The sequence below is a fragment of the Rhizobacter sp. OV335 genome, assembly GCF_900142965.1.
GTDB lineage: Bacteria > Pseudomonadota > Gammaproteobacteria > Burkholderiales > Burkholderiaceae_C > Rhizobacter.
The window spans coordinates 136,164-154,561 of record NZ_FRCQ01000012.1 but is presented as its reverse complement, the minus strand read 5'-3'; the positions used below and the strand labels follow the sequence as shown (position 1 = coordinate 154,561).

Annotated in this window: 15 protein-coding genes and 1 riboswitch; of the genes, 3 read left to right on the top strand and 12 right to left on the bottom strand. The window is 67.8% G+C overall.

What is annotated here, in order from left to right:
• Positions 1–7: 7 nt before the first annotated feature.
• Positions 8–1,768, bottom strand: a complete 1,761-nt coding sequence (locus BUE42_RS14820) for a DUF1800 domain-containing protein (protein ID WP_235002365.1) — start codon at positions 1,766–1,768, stop codon at positions 8–10.
• Between the two features lie 259 nt (positions 1,769–2,027).
• The gene (gene metH / locus BUE42_RS14815) at positions 2,028–4,808 is read right to left on the bottom strand and encodes a methionine synthase (protein ID WP_073465876.1); all 2,781 of its coding nucleotides are present in this window, start codon (positions 4,806–4,808) and stop codon (positions 2,028–2,030) included.
• Positions 4,809–4,866: 58 nt separating this feature from the next.
• Positions 4,867–4,941, bottom strand: a riboswitch (S-adenosyl-L-homocysteine riboswitch).
• A gap of 203 nt (positions 4,942–5,144) precedes the next feature.
• Between metH and BUE42_RS14810 the strand changes: the two genes are divergently transcribed.
• The gene (locus BUE42_RS14810) at positions 5,145–5,690 is read left to right on the top strand and encodes an OmpA family protein (RefSeq protein ID WP_083614152.1); all 546 of its coding nucleotides are present in this window, start codon (positions 5,145–5,147) and stop codon (positions 5,688–5,690) included.
• Between the two features lie 12 nt (positions 5,691–5,702).
• Here BUE42_RS14810 and BUE42_RS14805 read toward each other — a convergent pair whose 3' ends face one another.
• From BUE42_RS14805 to BUE42_RS14765, 9 genes are all read right to left on the bottom strand, one after another.
• The gene (locus BUE42_RS14805) at positions 5,703–6,560 is read right to left on the bottom strand and encodes a DUF3037 domain-containing protein (protein ID WP_073465874.1); all 858 of its coding nucleotides are present in this window, start codon (positions 6,558–6,560) and stop codon (positions 5,703–5,705) included.
• A 1-nt stretch (position 6,561) separates the two neighbouring features.
• On the bottom strand, positions 6,562–7,359 hold the full coding sequence (locus BUE42_RS14800) for a HipA domain-containing protein (protein WP_143171510.1): 798 nt from the start codon (positions 7,357–7,359) through the stop codon (positions 6,562–6,564).
• A gap of 75 nt (positions 7,360–7,434) precedes the next feature.
• Entirely contained in the window at positions 7,435–8,499 is a 1,065-nt protein-coding gene (locus tag BUE42_RS14795) for a homocysteine S-methyltransferase family protein (RefSeq protein ID WP_073465872.1), read from the bottom strand.
• A 96-nt stretch (positions 8,500–8,595) separates the two neighbouring features.
• Positions 8,596–9,339 (bottom strand): zeta toxin family protein, encoded by a 744-nt coding sequence (locus BUE42_RS14790; protein WP_073465871.1) that lies wholly within the window; start codon positions 9,337–9,339, stop codon positions 8,596–8,598.
• Complete coding sequence (locus tag BUE42_RS14785; RefSeq protein ID WP_073465870.1) at positions 9,336–9,698, bottom strand: hypothetical protein; 363 nt, start codon at positions 9,696–9,698, stop codon at positions 9,336–9,338. The genes BUE42_RS14790 and BUE42_RS14785 overlap by 4 nt, the downstream gene beginning before the upstream one ends.
• Positions 9,699–9,783: 85 nt before the next feature.
• Positions 9,784–11,838, bottom strand: a complete 2,055-nt coding sequence (locus tag BUE42_RS14780; protein ID WP_073465869.1) for a putative bifunctional diguanylate cyclase/phosphodiesterase — start codon at positions 11,836–11,838, stop codon at positions 9,784–9,786.
• Positions 11,839–11,976: 138 nt separating this feature from the next.
• Positions 11,977–14,283, bottom strand: a complete 2,307-nt coding sequence (locus tag BUE42_RS14775) for an ATP-binding protein (protein ID WP_073465868.1) — start codon at positions 14,281–14,283, stop codon at positions 11,977–11,979.
• Positions 14,284–14,373: 90 nt separating this feature from the next.
• Positions 14,374–14,646, bottom strand: coding sequence for a BTH_I0359 family protein (locus BUE42_RS14770; RefSeq protein ID WP_073465867.1), 273 nt, complete (start codon positions 14,644–14,646; stop codon positions 14,374–14,376).
• A 66-nt stretch (positions 14,647–14,712) separates the two neighbouring features.
• On the bottom strand, positions 14,713–15,687 hold the full coding sequence (locus BUE42_RS14765) for a DUF3108 domain-containing protein (RefSeq protein ID WP_073465866.1): 975 nt from the start codon (positions 15,685–15,687) through the stop codon (positions 14,713–14,715).
• Positions 15,688–15,796: 109 nt separating this feature from the next.
• On the opposite strand from BUE42_RS14765, the gene BUE42_RS14760 reads away from it, so the two are divergent.
• Positions 15,797–16,798 carry a fumarylacetoacetate hydrolase family protein gene (locus tag BUE42_RS14760; protein ID WP_073465865.1) on the top strand — a complete coding sequence of 334 codons (1,002 nt, stop codon included), beginning with the start codon at positions 15,797–15,799 and terminating at the stop codon, positions 16,796–16,798.
• A gap of 122 nt (positions 16,799–16,920) precedes the next feature.
• Here the strand turns inward: BUE42_RS14760 and BUE42_RS14755 are convergent, their stop codons facing one another.
• A complete protein-coding gene (locus BUE42_RS14755; RefSeq protein WP_073465864.1) occupies positions 16,921–17,334 on the bottom strand; it encodes a VOC family protein in 414 nt (137 codons plus the stop codon).
• Positions 17,335–17,375: 41 nt separating this feature from the next.
• Between BUE42_RS14755 and BUE42_RS14750 the strand changes: the two genes are divergently transcribed.
• On the top strand, positions 17,376–18,356 hold the full coding sequence (locus BUE42_RS14750) for a TraB/GumN family protein (protein WP_073465863.1): 981 nt from the start codon (positions 17,376–17,378) through the stop codon (positions 18,354–18,356).
• The last annotated feature ends 42 nt before the right edge of the window (positions 18,357–18,398 follow it).

Sequence of the window (18,398 nt, the reverse complement as noted above, 5' to 3'; positions counted from 1 at the left end):
TTCTGCGTCACTTTTGGGTCAGGTAATCCGACGAGGCCATCGTCAGGAAGACGGCGATGGCCACCCGGTCCCGCGTGGCGGCGTCGATGTCGGTCTGGTTGATGACCTTGCCCGCGGTGTCCTTGCGGACCGGCGGGATCATGCGGCCGTTGACGGCCGACAGCAGCTGCGCGCGCAGCGTCGTCGGCATCTGCCCGGACATCATCAGCAAGTTCAGCCGGTCCAGCAGGTCGTCCGGCTTGGCGGCCAGCGCCTGCTCGGCCGAGAAGTCGATCTGCACGTCGCGCCCGGTGTTGATCGCGATCCAGCCGCGCAGGTAGTTCAGGTAGCCGGCCACCGACACCTCGTTGGCCAGTTGCAGCTCCGGCGCGACCAGGTCGGCCGCCTCGATGCTGGTGTTCGGCGGCGTGTAGCCCGGGCGGTAGAAGTTGAACACCGTTGGCGAGCGCATCGCGGTCTGGCCCAGGCGGTTGGCCGGGTCGTCGGTGTTGTCGATGCCCTGGAACTTGCCGGTCGTCGACGTCGCGTGGAAGGTGCGCAGCAGGTGGGCCAGCCGCATCACCGGCTCGCGCAGCTTGCCGAAGTCATTGCGCGAGGTGTCGACGGTGCGCGCCTCGGGGTCCAGCAGCACCGCGCGGAACACCGCGCCCAGGTCGCCGCGCACGCCGCTGCCGTTGTTGTTGAACACCTTCGCAACCCGCTCGACATAGGCCGGGCTCGGGTTGCTGGTCACCATGCGCTGGATGATCTGGCGGCCGAGGAAGGGGCCGACGTTCGGATGGTTGAACAGCGTGTCGAGCACGACCTTGATGTCGCCCTCGACGTCCGGCTTGTCGGTCGCGGCAATCGTCTTGCCGAGGAACTTCTTCTCGGTGTTCGAATGGAAGTCGGTGTTGCTGGCGTACTTGTTGTAGCCCTGCATCGGCTTCCAGTCGCGGTCGGCATTCACGTCGCCGCCGAAGAAGCGGTTGCGCGTGCGGTCGGCGGTGTTCGGGCCGGCGTACCAGCTCAGGCCGGTGAACACCTTGGCCAGGCCGGCGATGTCGTCGTGCGTGTAGGTCTCGGGGTTGCCGCTCTTGACCGTGCCGTCGTTGTTCAGCTGGTACAGGCCGATCGAGAACAGCTGCATGATCTCGCGCGCATAGTTCTCGTCCGGCACGCGGCCGGTCTTCGCGTCTTCCTTCTGGTTGCGCAGGCTGGTCAGGTAGGCCCCCATCATCGGGTGCATCGTGATCGCCTCGAGCAGGTCGCGGTAGTTGCCGAACGCATGCTGGCCCAGCGTGTCGTAGTAGCCGGCCACGCCACGCGGCAGGTTGCTCAGCGTCGAGTCGACGAACGACACCACGAAGATCTGCGACAGCACGTAGGCCGCGCGCTGGCGCAGCTGGTCGTCGCCGGTGATCGCCTGTGCCCAGTACGACTCCATGAAGTTGCTGGACGTCACGTTGGTGCCGGCCGCCGCGGCGGCATTCATCGCCGCCGTCATGTAGTCGCGATGCAGCTTCTGCGGCTTGGCCATCTGCTGCTCGAGCCAGCGCCGGTAGCCGATCTGCGCGAGCTGGTCGATGTCGGCCGCGGTCGGGCCGTAGGTGGCCTGGGTCAGGAAGCGCGCGGCCTCCTCCTTGGTCGGCGGCGTGCTGGTGTCGATGGCGGCGGCGTCATCGTCGTTCTTGTTGCCGCCGCAGGCGGCCAGCAGGCTGATCAGCAGCGCGCCGGCCCACAGGCGGGATGTCTTGCGGAATGCGGATGTCGGTGGAAGCGATTTCACTTCAGTCTCCCTCGGTGCGGTGCGTACGACCTGATACGGGTCGATTGCGTGCAGGAGACATACCAGCGACGTCGTCGGACACCGCCTACAGGGTGTCGGCTGGGGAATGCGTCAATCCTTGACAGATGGACGTGGCTATCTGGCGCCGAGGACGACGCCGACCTGACGTGAACCGTCGGCGATGCGTTCGGATGCTTCTGGTGTAACGAGCAGCAACGCGAGCTACCGCGTCGCCGTCATCGCACCGTCATCGCCGCCGTTACATCAGCGCGGCCAGCGAGCGCTTCACCAGCGACGCATCCTGACCGCTGCGGGCGGCCCAATCCTGCAGCTGGTCGTCGCCGATCTTGCCGACGTTGAAGTAGGCCGCGTCGGGGTGCGCGAGGTAGAAGCCACTGACGCTCGCGGCCGGCGTCATCGCCAGGCTCTCGGTCAGCGCCATGCCGATGTCGGCGCACTGCAGCACGCGGAACATCTCGGCCTTCACGGTGTGGTCCGGGCACGCGGGGTAGCCGGGCGCCGGGCGGATGCCGCGGTACTTCTCGGCGATCAGCTCGTCGTTGCGCAGCGCTTCATCGGCCGCATAGCCCCAGAACTCGGTGCGCACGCGCTGGTGCATGCGCTCGGCGAAGGCCTCGGCCAAGCGATCGGCCAGCGACTTGAACATGATCGCGCTGTAGTCGTCGAGGTCGTCGAGGAACTGCTTTTCCTTCTTCTCGGTGCCGATGCCCGCGGTCACCGCGAACAGGCCGATGTGGTCCGCCACACCCGAACCCTTCGGTGCGATGAAGTCGGCGAGGCAGCGGTTCGGACGGCGCACGCCATCGATCACCGGCCGCTCGCTCTGCATGCGCAGCCCGCGCCAGGTCATCAGCACCTCGCTGCGCGTGTCGTCGGTGTAGATCTCGATGTCGTCGTCGTTGACGGTGTTGGCCGGGTACAGCCCGATCACGCCGTTGGCCGTCAGCCAGCGGCCCTCGATCAGGCGCTTCAGCATGCGCTGGCCATCGCTCAGCACGCGGCGCGCCGATTCGCCGACGATGTCGTCGGTGAGGATCGCCGGGTACGGGCCGGCCAGGTCCCAGGTCTGGAAGAACGGGCTCCAGTCGATGCACTGCGCGATCTCGGCCAGGTCCTGGTTGCGGAACACGCGGCGGCCGGTGAACTTGGGCGCCACCGGGACGTAGCCCGCCCAGTCGATCGGCGTCTTGTTGGCACGCGCCTGCGCCAGCGACACCAGCGGCGTGGCCTTCTTGTTCGCATGCTGCTCGCGCACCCGCACGTAGTCGGCATTCAGCTCGGCGATGTAGGCGGTGGCCTTCTCATCGCTCAGCAGGTCGCTGCAGACGCTGACCGAGCGGCTCGCATCGGGCACGTAGACGACCGGGCCGTCGTAGTGCGGCGAGATCTTCACGGCGGTGTGCACGCGGCTGGTGGTGGCGCCGCCGATCAGCAGCGGGATCTTCCTGATGCGGAAGTGCTCGTCGCGCTGCATCTCGGCGGCGACGTACTGCATCTCCTCGAGGCTGGGCGTGATCAGGCCCGACAGCCCGATGATGTCGGCGCCCTCGACCTTGGCGCGCGCGAGGATGTCCTGGCAGGGCACCATCACGCCCATGTTGACGACCTCGAAGTTGTTGCACTGGAGCACGACGGTGACGATGTTCTTGCCGATGTCGTGCACGTCGCCCTTCACGGTCGCGATCACGATCTTGCCCTTGGCCTTGGCCTCGCCGCCGGCATCGATCAGCAGGCGTTTTTCTTCCTCGATGTAGGGCAGCAGGTGGGCCACCGCCTGCTTCATCACACGCGCGCTCTTGACCACCTGCGGCAGGAACATCTTGCCCTGGCCGAACAGGTCGCCGACCACGTTCATGCCGTCCATCAGCGGGCCTTCGATCACGTGCAGCGGGCGGCCGCCGCCGGCCTTGATCTGCTGGTAGACCTCTTCGGTGTCTTCGGTGATGAAGTCGTTGATGCCGTGCACCAGCGCATGGCTCAGGCGCTCGCGCACCGGCTTGGCACGCCATGCGAGCCGGGCGCTGTCGTCCTTCGCGGCGCCCTTCGCGGTCTCGGCGATCTCGATCAGCCGCTCGCCCGGCGTCAGCATCGCCTCGCCCGGCTGGTAGACCGGCTGGCGATTCAGCACCACGTCCTCGACGCGCTCGCGCAGCACCGGATCGAGGTCGTCGTACACGCCGACCATGCCGGCGTTGACGATGCCCATGTCCATGCCAGCCTGGATCGCGTGGTACAGGAACACCGTGTGGATGGCCTCGCGCATCGGGTCGTTGCCGCGGAAGCTGAAGCTCACGTTCGACACGCCGCCCGAGACCTTGGCGCCGGGCAGGTTCTGCTTGATCCAGCGCGTCGCGTTGATGAAGTCGACCGCGTAGTTGTCGTGCTCCTCGATGCCGGTCGCGATCGCGAAGATGTTCGGGTCGAAGATGATGTCTTCCGGCGGAAAGCCGACCTCGTCGACCAGCATGCGGTAGGCCCGCTCGCAGATCTCGACCTTGCGCTCGAAGGTGTCGGCCTGGCCCTTCTCGTCGAAGGCCATCACGACGGCGGCGGCGCCGTAGCGGCGCACCAGCTTCGCCTGGTGGATGAAGGGCTCGACGCCTTCCTTCATCGAGATCGAGTTGACGATGCCCTTGCCCTGGATGCACTTCAGGCCGGCCTCGATGACCTCCCACTTCGAGCTGTCGATCATGATCGGCACGCGCGCGATCTCGGGCTCGCTGGCGATCAGGTGCAGGAAGCGCACCATCGCGGCCTTGCTGTCGAGCATGGCCTCGTCCATGTTGACGTCGATCACCTGGGCGCCGTTCTCGACCTGCTGGCGCGCCACGCTGAGCGCCTGCTCGAACTCGCCGTTCAGGATCATCCGCGCGAAGGCCTTCGAGCCGGTGACGTTGGTGCGCTCGCCGATGTTGACGAACAGGCTGCCGTCGCCGATGAGCACCGGTTCCAGCCCCGACAGCTTCATCGGCGGAACGGCGGGGGCGGCGGCGGGGGTCGACGAAGAGGAGGCGGTCATGGCGGGTCGGCTGGCACCGCCCCGGAGCTCACCCGGGGCGCATGCGTGGATCATCATGCGGGGGTGAGCGTGGTTGCAAGCGTCCAAGCCTGGCAGCAGCCGATCGGCCACCGTCGCAACGCTCCTTGGAGGGGTGCATTTTATGCGGCCGGCCCCGTCGAATGCCTTGGTTACAACTTGGCAAAGCCCTGATGCGGTCGTGGTGCACGGAGCGTGTCCAATCCGGGCTCCCACGACTGGACTTCTTCTGCCGTGAACAACAAACCACGATTCTTCGCTCTCGCACTCCCGGCCCTCGTAGCGGCTGCCCTGCTCGTCGCCTGTGGCTCTCCGCCGGTGAAGCCGCTGCCGGCCCCGGGGCCTTCGGTGCCGGGTTCCGCGCCCGGCCCGGTCTACGACCAGGCGGCCTCCGGTGCCGCGCGCAGCTGGTCACCGCAGATGGAGGCCGTCGAGCGGCAGCTCGCCTCCAGCCTCGGCGGCACGCCGATGGTGCTGGCGCGCACGACCGACGAACGCCTGTGGCTCACGTTGCCGGGCGATGTGGCCTTCGAGCCGAACCGCTCGGCGCTGAAACCGGCGGCCACCGGGCTGCTCGACAAGGTGGCCGCCGTGCTGCGCAGCCAGCCGCAGCTGGAGCTGCGCATCGTCGGCCACACCGACAGCAAGGGCTCGGCGGCTGGCAACGACGCCCTGTCGCTCGACCGCGCGGCCAGCGCGCGCGACTGGCTGGTGGCGCGCGGGTTGTCGCCGGTCAAGATCGGCGTGGCCGGGCGCGGCTCGCGCGACCCGGTGGGCAGCAACGACGATGACGCCGGCCGCGCAGCGAACCGGCGTGTGGAAATCCTGATCGGGGAGCGGGCGCTGCGATCCGGCAGCAAGTGACGCTGCGTCCTTCTACGCCCGGATCGGCAGTAGCTCTCGTTCGACCTTCAACGATCGAGAGACGAAGTCGGCGAACCATTGCCGATCCGCCTGGCTTTCCATCGCGACAACCACATCGGCGTACTTCCTGACAAGGCCTATCAGAGGGCGGACCTTGCTGTAGTCGTCAGCGGCCGTCACTGCGATTCGTTGACCGACGCCCTGCAGAGACTGTCTCGCTTGATCGAAGAGGACCGCAGTGACGCCTGCCTCTCCGCGCAGCCCCTTCGTCACTCGCTCAATTCCTCGATAGTCCAGCGCCTCAATGATGTGCACTGCACCGTTCATCAGCGCAAAGTCCGCATAGAGGTCGTCAGAAACATCGACCGGATAGCTGGGCACGACCTTGTTGTTGCTCAAGTCGGAAACCCGAGGCGAGAACACCTTGGAGGCCCGGAACCATCCACGCAGATGGGTATTGAGTCGGGTTTTCGACTTTGGGGGCTGCGCAGGCGCGGCAACCGTTCGCTGGGGAATCTCGATCATCCTGGCCGCGAGCTCGGATATGGCGCGTTCCAACGCAACGTCATCGGCGGACTCAAGGCGCCCCAAGGAGTCATCGCAATACACGGCACCCAATGAACCGCTCTGTAGCCAGCCCAACTGAGCCTCCATGCTGTCGAACTCGGCAAGCGCGTCCTCAAGCTCTTCACCCCACGCATCCCAATCGATGCCATCGAGATTGGGGTGCAAAACCCGCAAGCGCCACGAGGAAGCCCCCATGCGCACCCTGGTTCGATCAGGATGGAAGGCGATCAAGCCGACATTCAGCTGCTCACCGCGAAGTTCATCGGGTCGAGCTCGGAGGAAGGTGAACGGAGTCTTGATCATGTCAAAGAAGGTCGTAAATCGCGTTCAAACGCTCGGTAAATGCCGGGGAGTCCCACCAGTTGAGCAGCAGCTGCCTACGTTCTTGAGGTAGCCACTGCTCGGGCATCTCGTTGCACCAGTGGAGAACGTGTTCGGCCGAAACGCCCTGCAAGGTGCTCAAAGAAAATATAGCGAAAGGCCCTTGCCATAAGCCAGAGGCTTTCATCAGTTTGATGGTGCTGCGGGTGTTGCTCGACTCGGGAACAGGAAATGTGTCGTTCGGAAAATCACGAACCAGCAGGGCACGCGAATAATCGATCGCCAGAGGCGCCCACTGCTCTTGATAGTTCTTGCGAAACAAGAAGTTGTTTCGGTGTCGATCCTCGTTGCCGACAAACAGATCGAAAGCAAGAGCCGCCGACACCTCTTTGGCTGCTTGCTTGAACATCTCCAACCCTCGAGTCGGGCCTTGCGCGGTGAGTTCCGTCGCGCCGCCCTCGAAGCGAGAACCGAAAAAGTAGCGCCCCGCGGAGTCAGTCAACACGGCAGAGAACGGAACCGCGATCTGACAGGCAGACGCCAGCTGATAGCAGAGGTATTCGCTCGCCGGGAGGAGTGGGTGCACAGTCTGCGACTTCACTGCATAGAAGTGACCGTCGCGGGCTCTCACGACTTTCTTCAAATCTGCCGTAGCGAAGCGGGACTCGAACTCAGCGTCAATCTGCAATGGCAGCAGGCTCAACTGCGGTGCTTGCGCATCACCAGTCGATCGGATCGGCACAACGACCGCCGTCCCCGTCCGTGAAGATTTCGTTGCCATCGCGCGAGTGTGCAACAAGTCCGGCCCGACTCGCCGAATGCTTGCCTTCGGTTGATCGAGCAATGGCGGCGACCTCTACGCCGACTCTGTCTCCACCGCCACCAACCCGCTGAACAGCGGATCGTGCCGCGAGCGCGGACGATAGTTCCCGACCCGCTTCGCGATCTCGGCGATGTGCGCCGGCGTCGTGCCGCAGCAGCCGCCGGCGATGTTCAGGAAGCCGGCGCGCGCGAACTCTTCCACCAGGCTGCCGGTGATCTCCGGCGTCTCGTCGAAGCCGGTGTCGCTCATCGGGTTCGGCAGGCCGGCGTTCGGGTAGCAGCTGATGAAGGTGTCGCTCGCCACCTTCGAGAGTTCCTCGATGTACGGCCGCATCAGCGTCGCGCCGAGCGCGCAGTTCAGGCCGATCGCGATCGGCCTGGCGTGGCGCACGCTGTGCCAGAACGCGCTGACCGTCTGCCCCGACAGGATGCGCCCCGAGGCGTCGGTCACCGTGCCGGAGATGATCACCGGCAGCCGCTCGCCGGTGTCTTCCATCAGCTCGTCGAGCGCGAAGATCGCGGCCTTGGCGTTCAGCGTGTCGAAGATCGTCTCGACCAGGAACAGGTCGCAGCCGCCTTCGAGCAGCCCTGCCGCCTGCTCGTAGTAGGCCTTGCGCAGTTCGTCGAAGCTGACGTTGCGCGCGGCCGGGTCGTTCACGTCGGGGCTGATGCTCGCGGTGCGCGGCGTCGGGCCGAGCGCGCCGGCCACGAAGCGCGGCTTGTCGGGCGTGCTGTACTTGTCGCAGGCCTCGCGCGCCAGCCGCGCGCCCACCACGTTCATCTCGCGCGCCACCGCGCCCAGGCCGTAGTCGTCCTGGGCGACGCTGGTCGCCCCGAAGGTGTTGGTCTCGATCAGGTCGGCACCGGCCGCCAGGTACTGCTCATGGATCTCGCGGATCACGTCGGGCCGCGTGAACTGCAGCAGCTCGTTGTTGCCCTTCAGGTCCTTCGGGTGGTCGGCGAAGCGCTCGCCGCGGTAGTCGGCCTCGCCGAGCTTGTAGCGCTGGATCATCGTGCCCATCGCGCCATCGAGCACCACGATGCGTTGCGACAGGATCTGCGGCAGGGCCGCGCCACGGGTGTAGACGGGAGCGTTCATCGGGCGATTGTAGGAAACCTCCGCAACCCCATCGTTTCAATGACACGGTGACCACGGAGACATTGTTGTCGCCGCGGCCCGGCAGGGGGCATCGTTCTACGGGACCGCCTGGGGACTGATGACGTTCAGCCACTCGCCAATTTCACCGGGGATTCGGCGTCGCGCGCCACTGCGCATGTCGAAGGCCTCACGCTCGCCGATCTGGATGCGACACACCGTGAAGGCCTGCCGCTTGCCGCGGCTGTTGTCGGTGAAGACGGTCGCGTCAGCCACCGAGGCGGCAACGCCGATCGCCCGCTGCGTGCGCGGAAACCGCTCGATGAGCTTGTCGACATCGACGTTGTGGCCACCCTCTGCGACGCGGGTCATCACCCGACCGATCGACAACCGGACGTTCGACAGCCCGACGAAGAACAGCAGCACGAAGTAACCGGCAGCCTGCATTTCCCGGATGAGGTCGACCTTGGACGCGAACTTGCCGTCGGGCAATGCTTCCCAGTAGGAGAAAACCGTTTCCATCGCAAAGGGAACGCCCCGCGCCATCGCCTGGGCGACGAAGGCCTCGACACCCTTCTGGGCCACCTTCATCCAGCTCCCGTCGGTGTCGCGCAGTTCCTGGGCCCACTTGATCAGGCGACCTTCACGATCGGCTTCGGGCAGGATGGACAACATCATCCGGTCGGCGTTGACCAGCGGGATCCGGAAGCTCGGCGAGAGATGCCGCAGCCACATCGTCGATTTCCCCGAGCCGTTGTGACCCGCGAGAATCACCGCCAACGGCTTTCCGGCACGCCGCTGTTCGCGGCGGACTTCCTCGACGGCCTGCGCCAGCGAAGTCATCGCTTGGTGCTCACCACCTTGAACTTCCCGTTGACGAACGTGCCCGTCGAGACTCTGCCGTTCACCTCGCGGATCAGGCGGCTCGGGTCCCGCGGATCGGCACGGAAGAGCGGAGTTGATTCCGCCGTCTTGAATGCAACCCCCGGCTTCACCAGCTTCGGCATCGCACGGGCCATGGCGGCCTGGCCGATGGTGACGTTGCGCCGCAGTTCACCCACCTTGGGCGAAGCCGCCTTCACGCTCACCTCACCGAAATTGATCGTCGCAACACCTTCTCCCCTCAGGGCGGTGTTCACGATGACTTTGCCGATGTCCCGGCGAACGGTCTTGGCGGCGATCGGTGGCTTCTTTGCGGACATTGCAGTGTCGGTGGCTGCGCGGGTTGACTGGCGTCGTGCCGGCATTGTGCCCAATCGGCGACCGCGATGCCCGCGCTCCCTTCGATCAGAGCGCGGCCGACGAGATCGTGTCGCTGAACAGCGAGGCCCGGAAGTCGATCGGCGCCGGCCCTTCGTCGTTCATCGCCCACAGCGCCAGCGCCTTGGCCGACATCGGCTTGGCGAACAGGAAGCCCTGCAACTCGTTGCAGCCGAGCGAACGCAGGATGTCCTGCTGCTGCTCGGTTTCGACGCCTTCGGCCACCACCTTCAGCCCGAGCGCCTGCGCGAGCTTGACGACCGCGTCGACGATCGCGCGCGCATCGGGGCTGCTCTCCAGGTCGAGCACGAAGCTGCGGTCGATCTTCAGCTCCTCCGACGGCAGCTTGCGCAGGTAGCTCAGGCTCGAGTAGCCGGTGCCGAAGTCGTCGATCGACAAATGCACGCCGAGCGCCGACAGCTCCTCCAGCACCTGCAGGTTGGCGCGCGTGTCGTCCATCGCGGCCGATTCGGTGATCTCGCAGGTCAGCAGCGAAGGCTCGATGCGGTGCGCGCGCAGCGCCGCCTCGATGCGCTTGGGCAGGTCGGGCTGGCGCAGCTGGTGCACCGACAGGTTGATCGCGACGCGCATGCGCAGGCCCTGGTCGCGCCACAGGCGGATCTGCCGGCACGCGTCCTCGATCAGCCAGTTGCCGAGCGCGTTGATCAGCCCGAAGCGCTCGGCCAGCGGGATGAAGACGGCCGGGCTCACCATGCCGCGCTGCGGGTGGTGCCAGCGCATCAGCGCCTCGGCGCCGGTGATCTGGCCGCTGGGGGCGTGGATCTTCGGCTGGTAGTACAGCTCCAGCTCGCCGTGCTCGATCGCGCGGCGCAGGTCGTGCAGCAGCTCGACCTGGTCGCGCGCGCCGGCCACCATGCGCGGCTCGAAGAAGCAGTGCGCCGCGCCGCCGGTGCGCTTGACGGCATTCATCGCGGCGGCCGCATGCGGCACCAGCTTCGACAGCGCGCCGTCGTCGGGGTAGATCGCGATGCCGATCGAGCAGCTCAGCGGCACCTCGTGCCCGTCGAAGCGGCAGGGCTCGCTCAGCGCCGCCATCACGCGCGACGCGAGCCGCCCGGCCACGTCCTTGTCGGGCGCGCCTTCTAGCAGCACCAGGAATTCGTCGCCACCGGCGCGCGAGACCATGTCGCGCTCGCCGGCCAGCCGGGTCACGCGCTCGGCGACCTCGCGCAGCACCGAATCGCCGCTCGCCTGGCCGAAGGATTCGTTGATGGCCTTCAGCCCGTCGAGGTTGCAGAACAGCAGCGCGAGCCGGTGCCCGTGGCGGTCGGCGCGCAGCACCGCGCGCTGCAGCCGCTCGTCGAACATCGCGCGGTTCGGCAGGCCGGTCAGCCGGTCGGTGTAGGCCGCCACCTGCAGGTCTTCGCGGGCACGCCGCAGCATCGAGCGGAAACGCGCCTCGAGGATCGAGGTCAGCAGCAGCAACACCAGCAGGATCGGCACGCCGACCACGGCCAGCGCGGTGACGGTGGCGAGGCTCACCTCGTCGGCGGTCGGCGACAGCGCCAGCATCGGCACCTGCGCGCCCATCACGACCGCGGCATTGCCGACGGCCATCGCGGTGCCCAGCACCACCGAGACGATGGCGCGCCAGCGCAAGCCGACCGGCGCGATACGCCGGCGCCAGGCCATCAACCCCAGCCCGCTGCCGCCGATCGCGCAGGCAGCCAGCCAGCCGGGCGCCAGGATGCGCCAGTCCCATTCGACATGCGGTTGCAGGCGCAGCGCGAACAGCGCGACGACGGAGGTCGCGCACAGCGCGCTGCCGATCGTCAGCGCGGCGAGCAATCCGTCACGCACATGCAGGCCGGCGCGGCTGCCGAGCGTGCAGGCCAGCAGCGAACCGGCATAGGCCACCGCCAGCGAGCCGAACACGATCCAGCCGCTGTAGCCCATGGGGAACGGCAGCGGACCCGACGCCATCACGATGAAATGCAGCGCCCAGGTGCCGACCGCCAGCGCAAGTGCCGAGCCGGACAGCGCGCGCAGCGAGGTCGCGCGGTGGCTGGACGCCACGCCGCGGGCCAGGTCGAGCGCGACGTACGCGGCAAAGACGGCCATGCCGAAGGAAGCCGCCCACAGCTCAGGCCGGAACCTCCAAGGAATGAATGCCTCGTCCATCGAACTCGCCGCTCCAGGTCGTTCGGTCGTTATCGGCCGGGACGACGCGGGCTTGAGGCGCGCGCGGACGATTCGGCGTCAATGCATGAAGCCGATCCCGCGGCGGTGCCGCACCTCGGGTTTCACGCGGTGTTCCGATTCAAGCTGGGACAGGAATTCGGCCGGAGTGAACGCTTCCCCCAGCACGTCGATCTGGCGCCGCACCGCGGCGAAATCGCCGGGCGCGAGCAGGTCGAGCACGGCCAGCCGGCCGCGCTGCTCGTCGTCGAGCAGCGCCGCGTCGCCGCCCAGCGCCTCGGCGACGAACATGCGCTCGCGCTGCGCGGCGGTCAGCGGCAGGAACCGGATCTTGAAGGTGAAGCGGCGCAGCGCCGCCTCGTCGAGGTCGTCGAACAGGTTGGTGGTGCAGATGAAGACGCCGCTGAAGCGCTCCATGCCCTGCAGCATCTCGTTGACCTCGCTGACCTCGTAGTTGCGCTCGGCCATGCGGCGGCTGCGCAGGAAGCTGTCGGCCTCGTCGAGCAGCAGCACCGCCTGCTCGGACTGGGCCTCGTCGAACATGCGCGCCATGTTCTGCTCGGTCTCGCCGACGAACTTGCTGACGATGTCGGAGGCCTGGCGGATCAGCAGCGGGCGCTGCAGTTGCTGCGCGATGTGCTCGGCCAGGGCCGTCTTGCCGGTGCCCGGCGGCCCGTGGAAGCACAGCGTGCCGTGGCCCTTGCGGCGCAGCGCCTCGATGATGCGGACCAGCTCGAAGCGCGATTCGGTGTTGACGAGGCCGAGGTCGTAGGTGGTGACCACGTGGCGCGCGCCGCGGCCGGCGATGCCGTTGCCGAGCGCCTTGTCGGCATGCCCGAGCTGGCGCTCGATCAGCGCCTCGATCGCGGGGCCGGCGTCGTCTTCGGCGGCCAGCCGCGCAAACTTCACCGCGGTGCGCACCTGCGCCGGCGTCAGCCCGCGCCGCTCGGCCAGCCGCGCGGCGAAGCCCTCGGACACCGCCACGTCGACCAGCGCGCGCGTCACCAGCGCCTCGCGCGCGCCGGGCGGCGGCGATTTCAGCTCGAGGTGGTACTGGAAGCGGCGGCGGAACGCCGGGTCGATCTGCTCGATGCGGTTGGTGACCCAGATCACCGGCACCGGGTTGGTCTCGAGGATCTGGTTGACCCAGGCCTTGCCGCTGACGCTGCCCGAGACGACGCCGTCGCCGGTGTCCATGCGCGCCATCAGCTGGGCGGCATCGGTGGAGATCGGCGGGAACACGTCCTCGACCTCGTCGAACAGCAGCGCGACGAGGTTGCCGCCCTTCAGGAACACCTGGCTGATCTGCAGCGAGCGGTAGCGGTCGCGGCCGGACAGCGAATTGCCGTCGCGGTCGGCGTACTCGACCTCGTACAGCTCCAGGCCGGCCGCCTGGGCCGCCACCTTCGCGAGCTCGGTCTTGCCGGTGCCGGGCGGGCCGTACAGCAGCACGTTGACGCCGGCCGCCTTGCGCGCGACCGCATTGCGCAGCAGCGCGGTCAGCACGCGCTGGTCGTCGCCGACGTAATGGAAGTCGCCGGGCTGCAGCTCGCTGCGCGTGGCCGGCCGGGTGAACACCGCCATCAGGTCGGACGGGCCGGCGTAATGGCGCATCAGCACCGGCGGCAGCTGCTCGCTGACCTTCATCAGGTCGGCCAGGTCGGTGATGTTGTGCTCGGAGATCAGGTTCTCGACCATGCCGATGCGCTCCAGGCGCGAGCCGGCCCGCAGCGCCTCGGCGACGTCCTGCTCGTTGACGCCGGCCACCGCGGCGATCGCGGCATAGGCCTCCTGCGCGTTCGACACCTTGAACTCGACCAGCAGCCCGCGCAGGTCGCGCTGGTAGCGGGCGAGCGTGCCGTACAGCAGCAGCGCGCGCTCGGCCGGGTTCAGCTGCAGCAGGCCGGCCAGCGCGTCGATGTTCTTCTCGACCAGCGTCGATTCCTTCTTCAGGCTGCGGTCGAGCCAGTCGGCGGTGGCGCCGAGCACCGCGAGCAGGTCCTTCGGCGCGTCCTTGATGTATTCGTCGACGTAGAAGAACAGCGTGCCTTCTTCATACGGGCCGCGCCAGGCGCCGTGGCGCGCCATGAAGGCCTCGTCGGCCAGCGCCTCGTGGCCACGCCAGTGCTCGTTGCCCTTGCAGCGGGTCTTCAGGAAATCGCGCAGCCGCCCCAGCACGCTGGCCGGCCACACCAGATGGCGCCCGGTCAGCGACAGCAGGCTGTTCCAGTCGCGGCGCAGGTTGAAGCGCCCGGCGTGCCGCACGGTGAGCGTCAGCACGAACTGAGAGCACATGCGGTCGAGCACCGGCGCCTCTTTCAGGCCGGGCGACAGCAGCATGCGGGCCTCGAGCTGGCGGGTTGCCATGGATCCTCCTCGGTGCGGGCGATCTTGGCGCAGCCCGCGCCGGGGGGCAAGCCCCATCGGCCGGGGGAGGTGCCCGGCTTTACAAATCTGTCAATGAAGAACCAAGGGGTGCTGCATCAGCGGCGAGAAGCGCTCGAGGTAGTCGTCCATCTCCTCCTCGGTGGGCGAGCTTTCGATCAGCGCCTCGACGCCCTGCTTGAAGCTTTCGGCGAGCGCCCCTTCGATGAAGATCTCCTTGCGGGCGAACTTGTCGACGATCTCGTAGCCGCCGCGCATCAGCGATTCCTCGCGCACGGCGCTGGCGCCCTGGGTGGTGTCGAACTGCACCACGACGAAGTTCTCGGAGTTGTAGAGCATGTGCATGGAAGGCTCTCCTTCACTGGGAGGTGGTGGGGCGTGGCTGGTTTTCAAGTCGCGCCCCCATGCGGGTCAGGAGGCGATCTGCATCTCTTGCAGGATCAGGTCGAGCACGTCGCTCGCGCCATCGCTGCTTTGCCGGTAGCGCACCGGCAGGAAATGGCGCGCCGGGTCGAGCCAGACCTCGATGCGCGTGTCATGCGGCTTGCGCGGCTCGCGCGTGAAGCGCCAGGCGGGCGTCGCCTGGTCCTGCAGGTTCACGCTCTGCAGGCCTTGCGAAACGAAGTGCCAGACCTCGCCCTCGCCCTTGGCGCCGGCCACGAAGAACGACAGCCGCTCGCCGGCGGCCGGCGGGGCGCTGCGCGCATTCAGCACCGCGCCGAGCTGGATCATCCAGCTGAGGCGGTCTTGCGCGCCTGCGACCAGCGGGTACTCGGTGCTGGGGCCGGAGAACGTGATCTTGCCGGCCTCGCGTTGGAAATTGGCGGCCTGCAGCGACTTGCCGCGGCGCTCGTCGGTGAAGCGCAGCGGCGCGATGCCGGCCTTGTCGACGCGCCCCTGGCTGGCCCAGGTGAAGACGCGGAAGCCGGCGACGCTGCCTTCGAGCCGTGCCTGGTATTGGCCCTGGCCGCCGAGGTTCTGCCACTGCAGCTCGCTGCGCCCGCTGAAGCCGCTGCGGCGCAGGTCGAAGCGCAGCACGGCCGACGGCGGCAGGCGGGTCGGGTAGACCGGCGCGACCTCGGCGTCGTTCGGCGCCGCGGCCGGCGCGGACGCGGCAGAGGCCGCGGCCAGCAGCGTCGGCGCGTCAGATGAGGGGGGCCTGGGTTCGGTCCTGACGGGGGCCTCGCGGCGCGGCGCGGCCGGTGGCGGCGCGATGACCGTGGCAACCGCTGCCGCAACCGGTACCGCCTCGACCGTGCGCACCTGCATTGCCGACACCACCAGGTCGGAGCGCCCGGCCGACGCGCCACCTGCGACGCCCTGCCACGCGGCGGCATGCATCAGCAGCACGAGGGACAGGGCGGTGAGCGGCGGCAGGATTCGCAAGGGGGCGGGGCGACGGGACGTCAAGTTGGGGGATGGGCGGTAGGTGGGGATCGTTCAGGCATCGACAATACGGCAAACCGCATACCTTCCCCGATCCTACGGACACCCGATGAAACTCGCCACCTACAAGGACGGCTCGCGCGACGGCCAGCTGGTCGTCGTCTCGCGCGACCTGAGCACCGCCCACTACGCCACCGGCATCGCCACCCGGCTGCAGCAAGTGCTGGACGACTGGAACTTCCTGTCGCCGCAGCTCGAAGACCTGTTCGTCACGCTGAACCACGGCAAGGCGCGCCATGCCTTCGCGTTCGATCCGAAGCAGTGTGCCGCGCCGCTGCCGCGCGCCTACCAGTGGGCCGACGGCTCGGCCTTCATCAACCACGTCGAGTTGGTGCGCAAGGCGCGCAACGCCGAGGTGCCGGAGAGCTTCTACACCGACCCGCTGATGTACCAGGGCGGCAGCGACGACTTCATCGGCGCCTGCGACGACATCGTCGTGCCGAGCGAGAAGATGGGCATCGACTTCGAGGCCGAGATCGCCGTCGTCACCGGCGACGTGGCGATGGGCACGACGCCCGAGCAGGCGCTGGAGGGCGTGCGGCTGCTGATGCTGGCCAACGACGTGTCGCTGCGCCACCTGATCCCGGCCGAGCTGGCCAAGGGCTTCGGCTTCTTCCAGAGCAAGCCGGCCACCGCGTTCAGCCCGGTCGCGGTGACGCCCGACGAGCTGGGCGGCGCGTGGAAGGGTGGCCGCGTGCACCTGCCGCTGCAGAGCACCTGGAACGGCAAGAAGGTCGGGCTGTGCGATGCCGGCGAGGAAATGACCTTCCACTTCGGGCAGTTGATCGCGCACATCTGCAAGACGCGCAACGTCCGCGCCGGCAGCATCGTCGGCAGCGGCACGGTCAGCAACAAGGACTGGTCGCGCGGCTACAGCTGCATCGCCGAGAAGCGCGCGATCGAGACCATCGAGACCGGCGAGCCGAAGACCGAGTTCATGCAGTTCGGCGACACGATCCGGATCGAGATGAAGGGGCCTGACGGGAATTCATTGTTCGGCGCGATCGACCAGCAGGTGCGACAGAGCGGCACTGCGCCCGAGGAGGCCTGACGGAGCCTCCAAAACCCGTTCGCCCTGAGCCTGTCGAAGGGTGTGGCCGAAGCGTGCGGACAGGGCTTCGACAGGCTCAGCCCGACCCTTCGACAAGCTCAGGGCGAACGGAATTCAGGCACTCAATGGTCGTAGACGCTGTCCAGCGACCGGAAGCCCTTGACCTCGATCGGGTTGCCCGACGGATCACGGAAGAACATCGTCCACTGCTCGCCCGGCTGGTTCTCGAAGCGCACGCCGGGAGGCAGCACGAATGCCGTACCCGCGGCCTGCAGCCGCGCCGCGAGCGCCTGCCAGTCGGGCAGCTCCAGCACGACGCCCAGGTGCGGCATCGGCACCAGGTGGGCGCCGACGCGGCCGGTGTTCGTGGTCGCGAACGGCTCGCCCCGATGCAGCGACAGCTGGTGGCCGAAGAAATCGAAATCGACCCAGGTGTCGGTGCTGCGGCCCTCGCGGCAACCGAGCACGCCGCCGTAGAAGCGGCGCGCGGCATCGAGGTCGGTGACGTGGAAGGCGAGGTGAAACAGGCTGCGCATGGTGCGAGAGATTGTGGCGCAGCTTGGCTACAGTCGCAGGCATGACGCCTTCCCTCTCCGCTCTCGCGCGCCGGCTGCTCGCCGCCCTCCCGTTGCTGTGGTTCGCCGCCACCGCACCCGCGCAAGAGGCGGGCGCGGCCTGCGCGCAGCAGGCCGCCGCGCAGGCGGCGCGTGCGCTGAAGGCGCAGTCCGAGCCCGGCGGCTCGCGCGACCGCGGCTTCCTGTGGCGCGTCAGCAAAGGCGGCCATGACTCGTGGCTGTACGGCACGATGCACGTCGCGCGACCCGACTGGGTGATTCCGGGGCCGGCCGTCGCGGCCGCGCTGCGCGAAAGCCAGCGCATCGCGCTCGAACTCGACATCACCGATGCCGACATCGCACGCCGGCTCGGCGCGGCGCAGGCGCCCGGCGGCGGCGAGCCGCTGCCCGAGGCGCTGGAGCAGCGGCTGCAGGGCCAGGCGCGCGCCGCCTGCATCCCCGACGCGATCAGCCAGTCGCTGAGCCCGGTGCTGCTGGCGCTGAACCTGGCCGTCACGGCCGGCCGCGCCGACGGGCTGGACCCGGCCTACGGCATCGACGCCTTCATCGCGCTGCTCGGGCACCAGCTCGGCAAGCAGGTCGATTCGCTCGAGACGCCGGAGATGCAGCTCGAGATGCTGACCGGCGGCACGCCGGAGGAACGCGTCGAGATGATCGACCGCACGCTGGCCGAGCTGGAGAAAGGCCAGACGCGGCGCATGCTGAAGCGCATCGCCGACGTGTGGTCGGGCAGCAAGCTCGACGAGCTGGAGCGCTACGCGAGCTGGTGCGATTGCATGAAGACCGCCGACGACCGGCGCGACATGAAGCGCATGCTCGACGAGCGCAACCCGGCGATGGCCGAGCAGGTCGCGGCCTGGCACGACGGCGGCGAACGGGTGTTCGCCGCCGTCGGCAGCCTGCACATGATCGGGCCCCAGGGCCTCCCGGCCCTGATGAAGGCCCGCGGCTACCGCGTGGAACGCATCGTCTTCAAACACTAGCGATCAAGCGGCCGCCGCGGAACCGGCTTTGCCGGGCCGCTG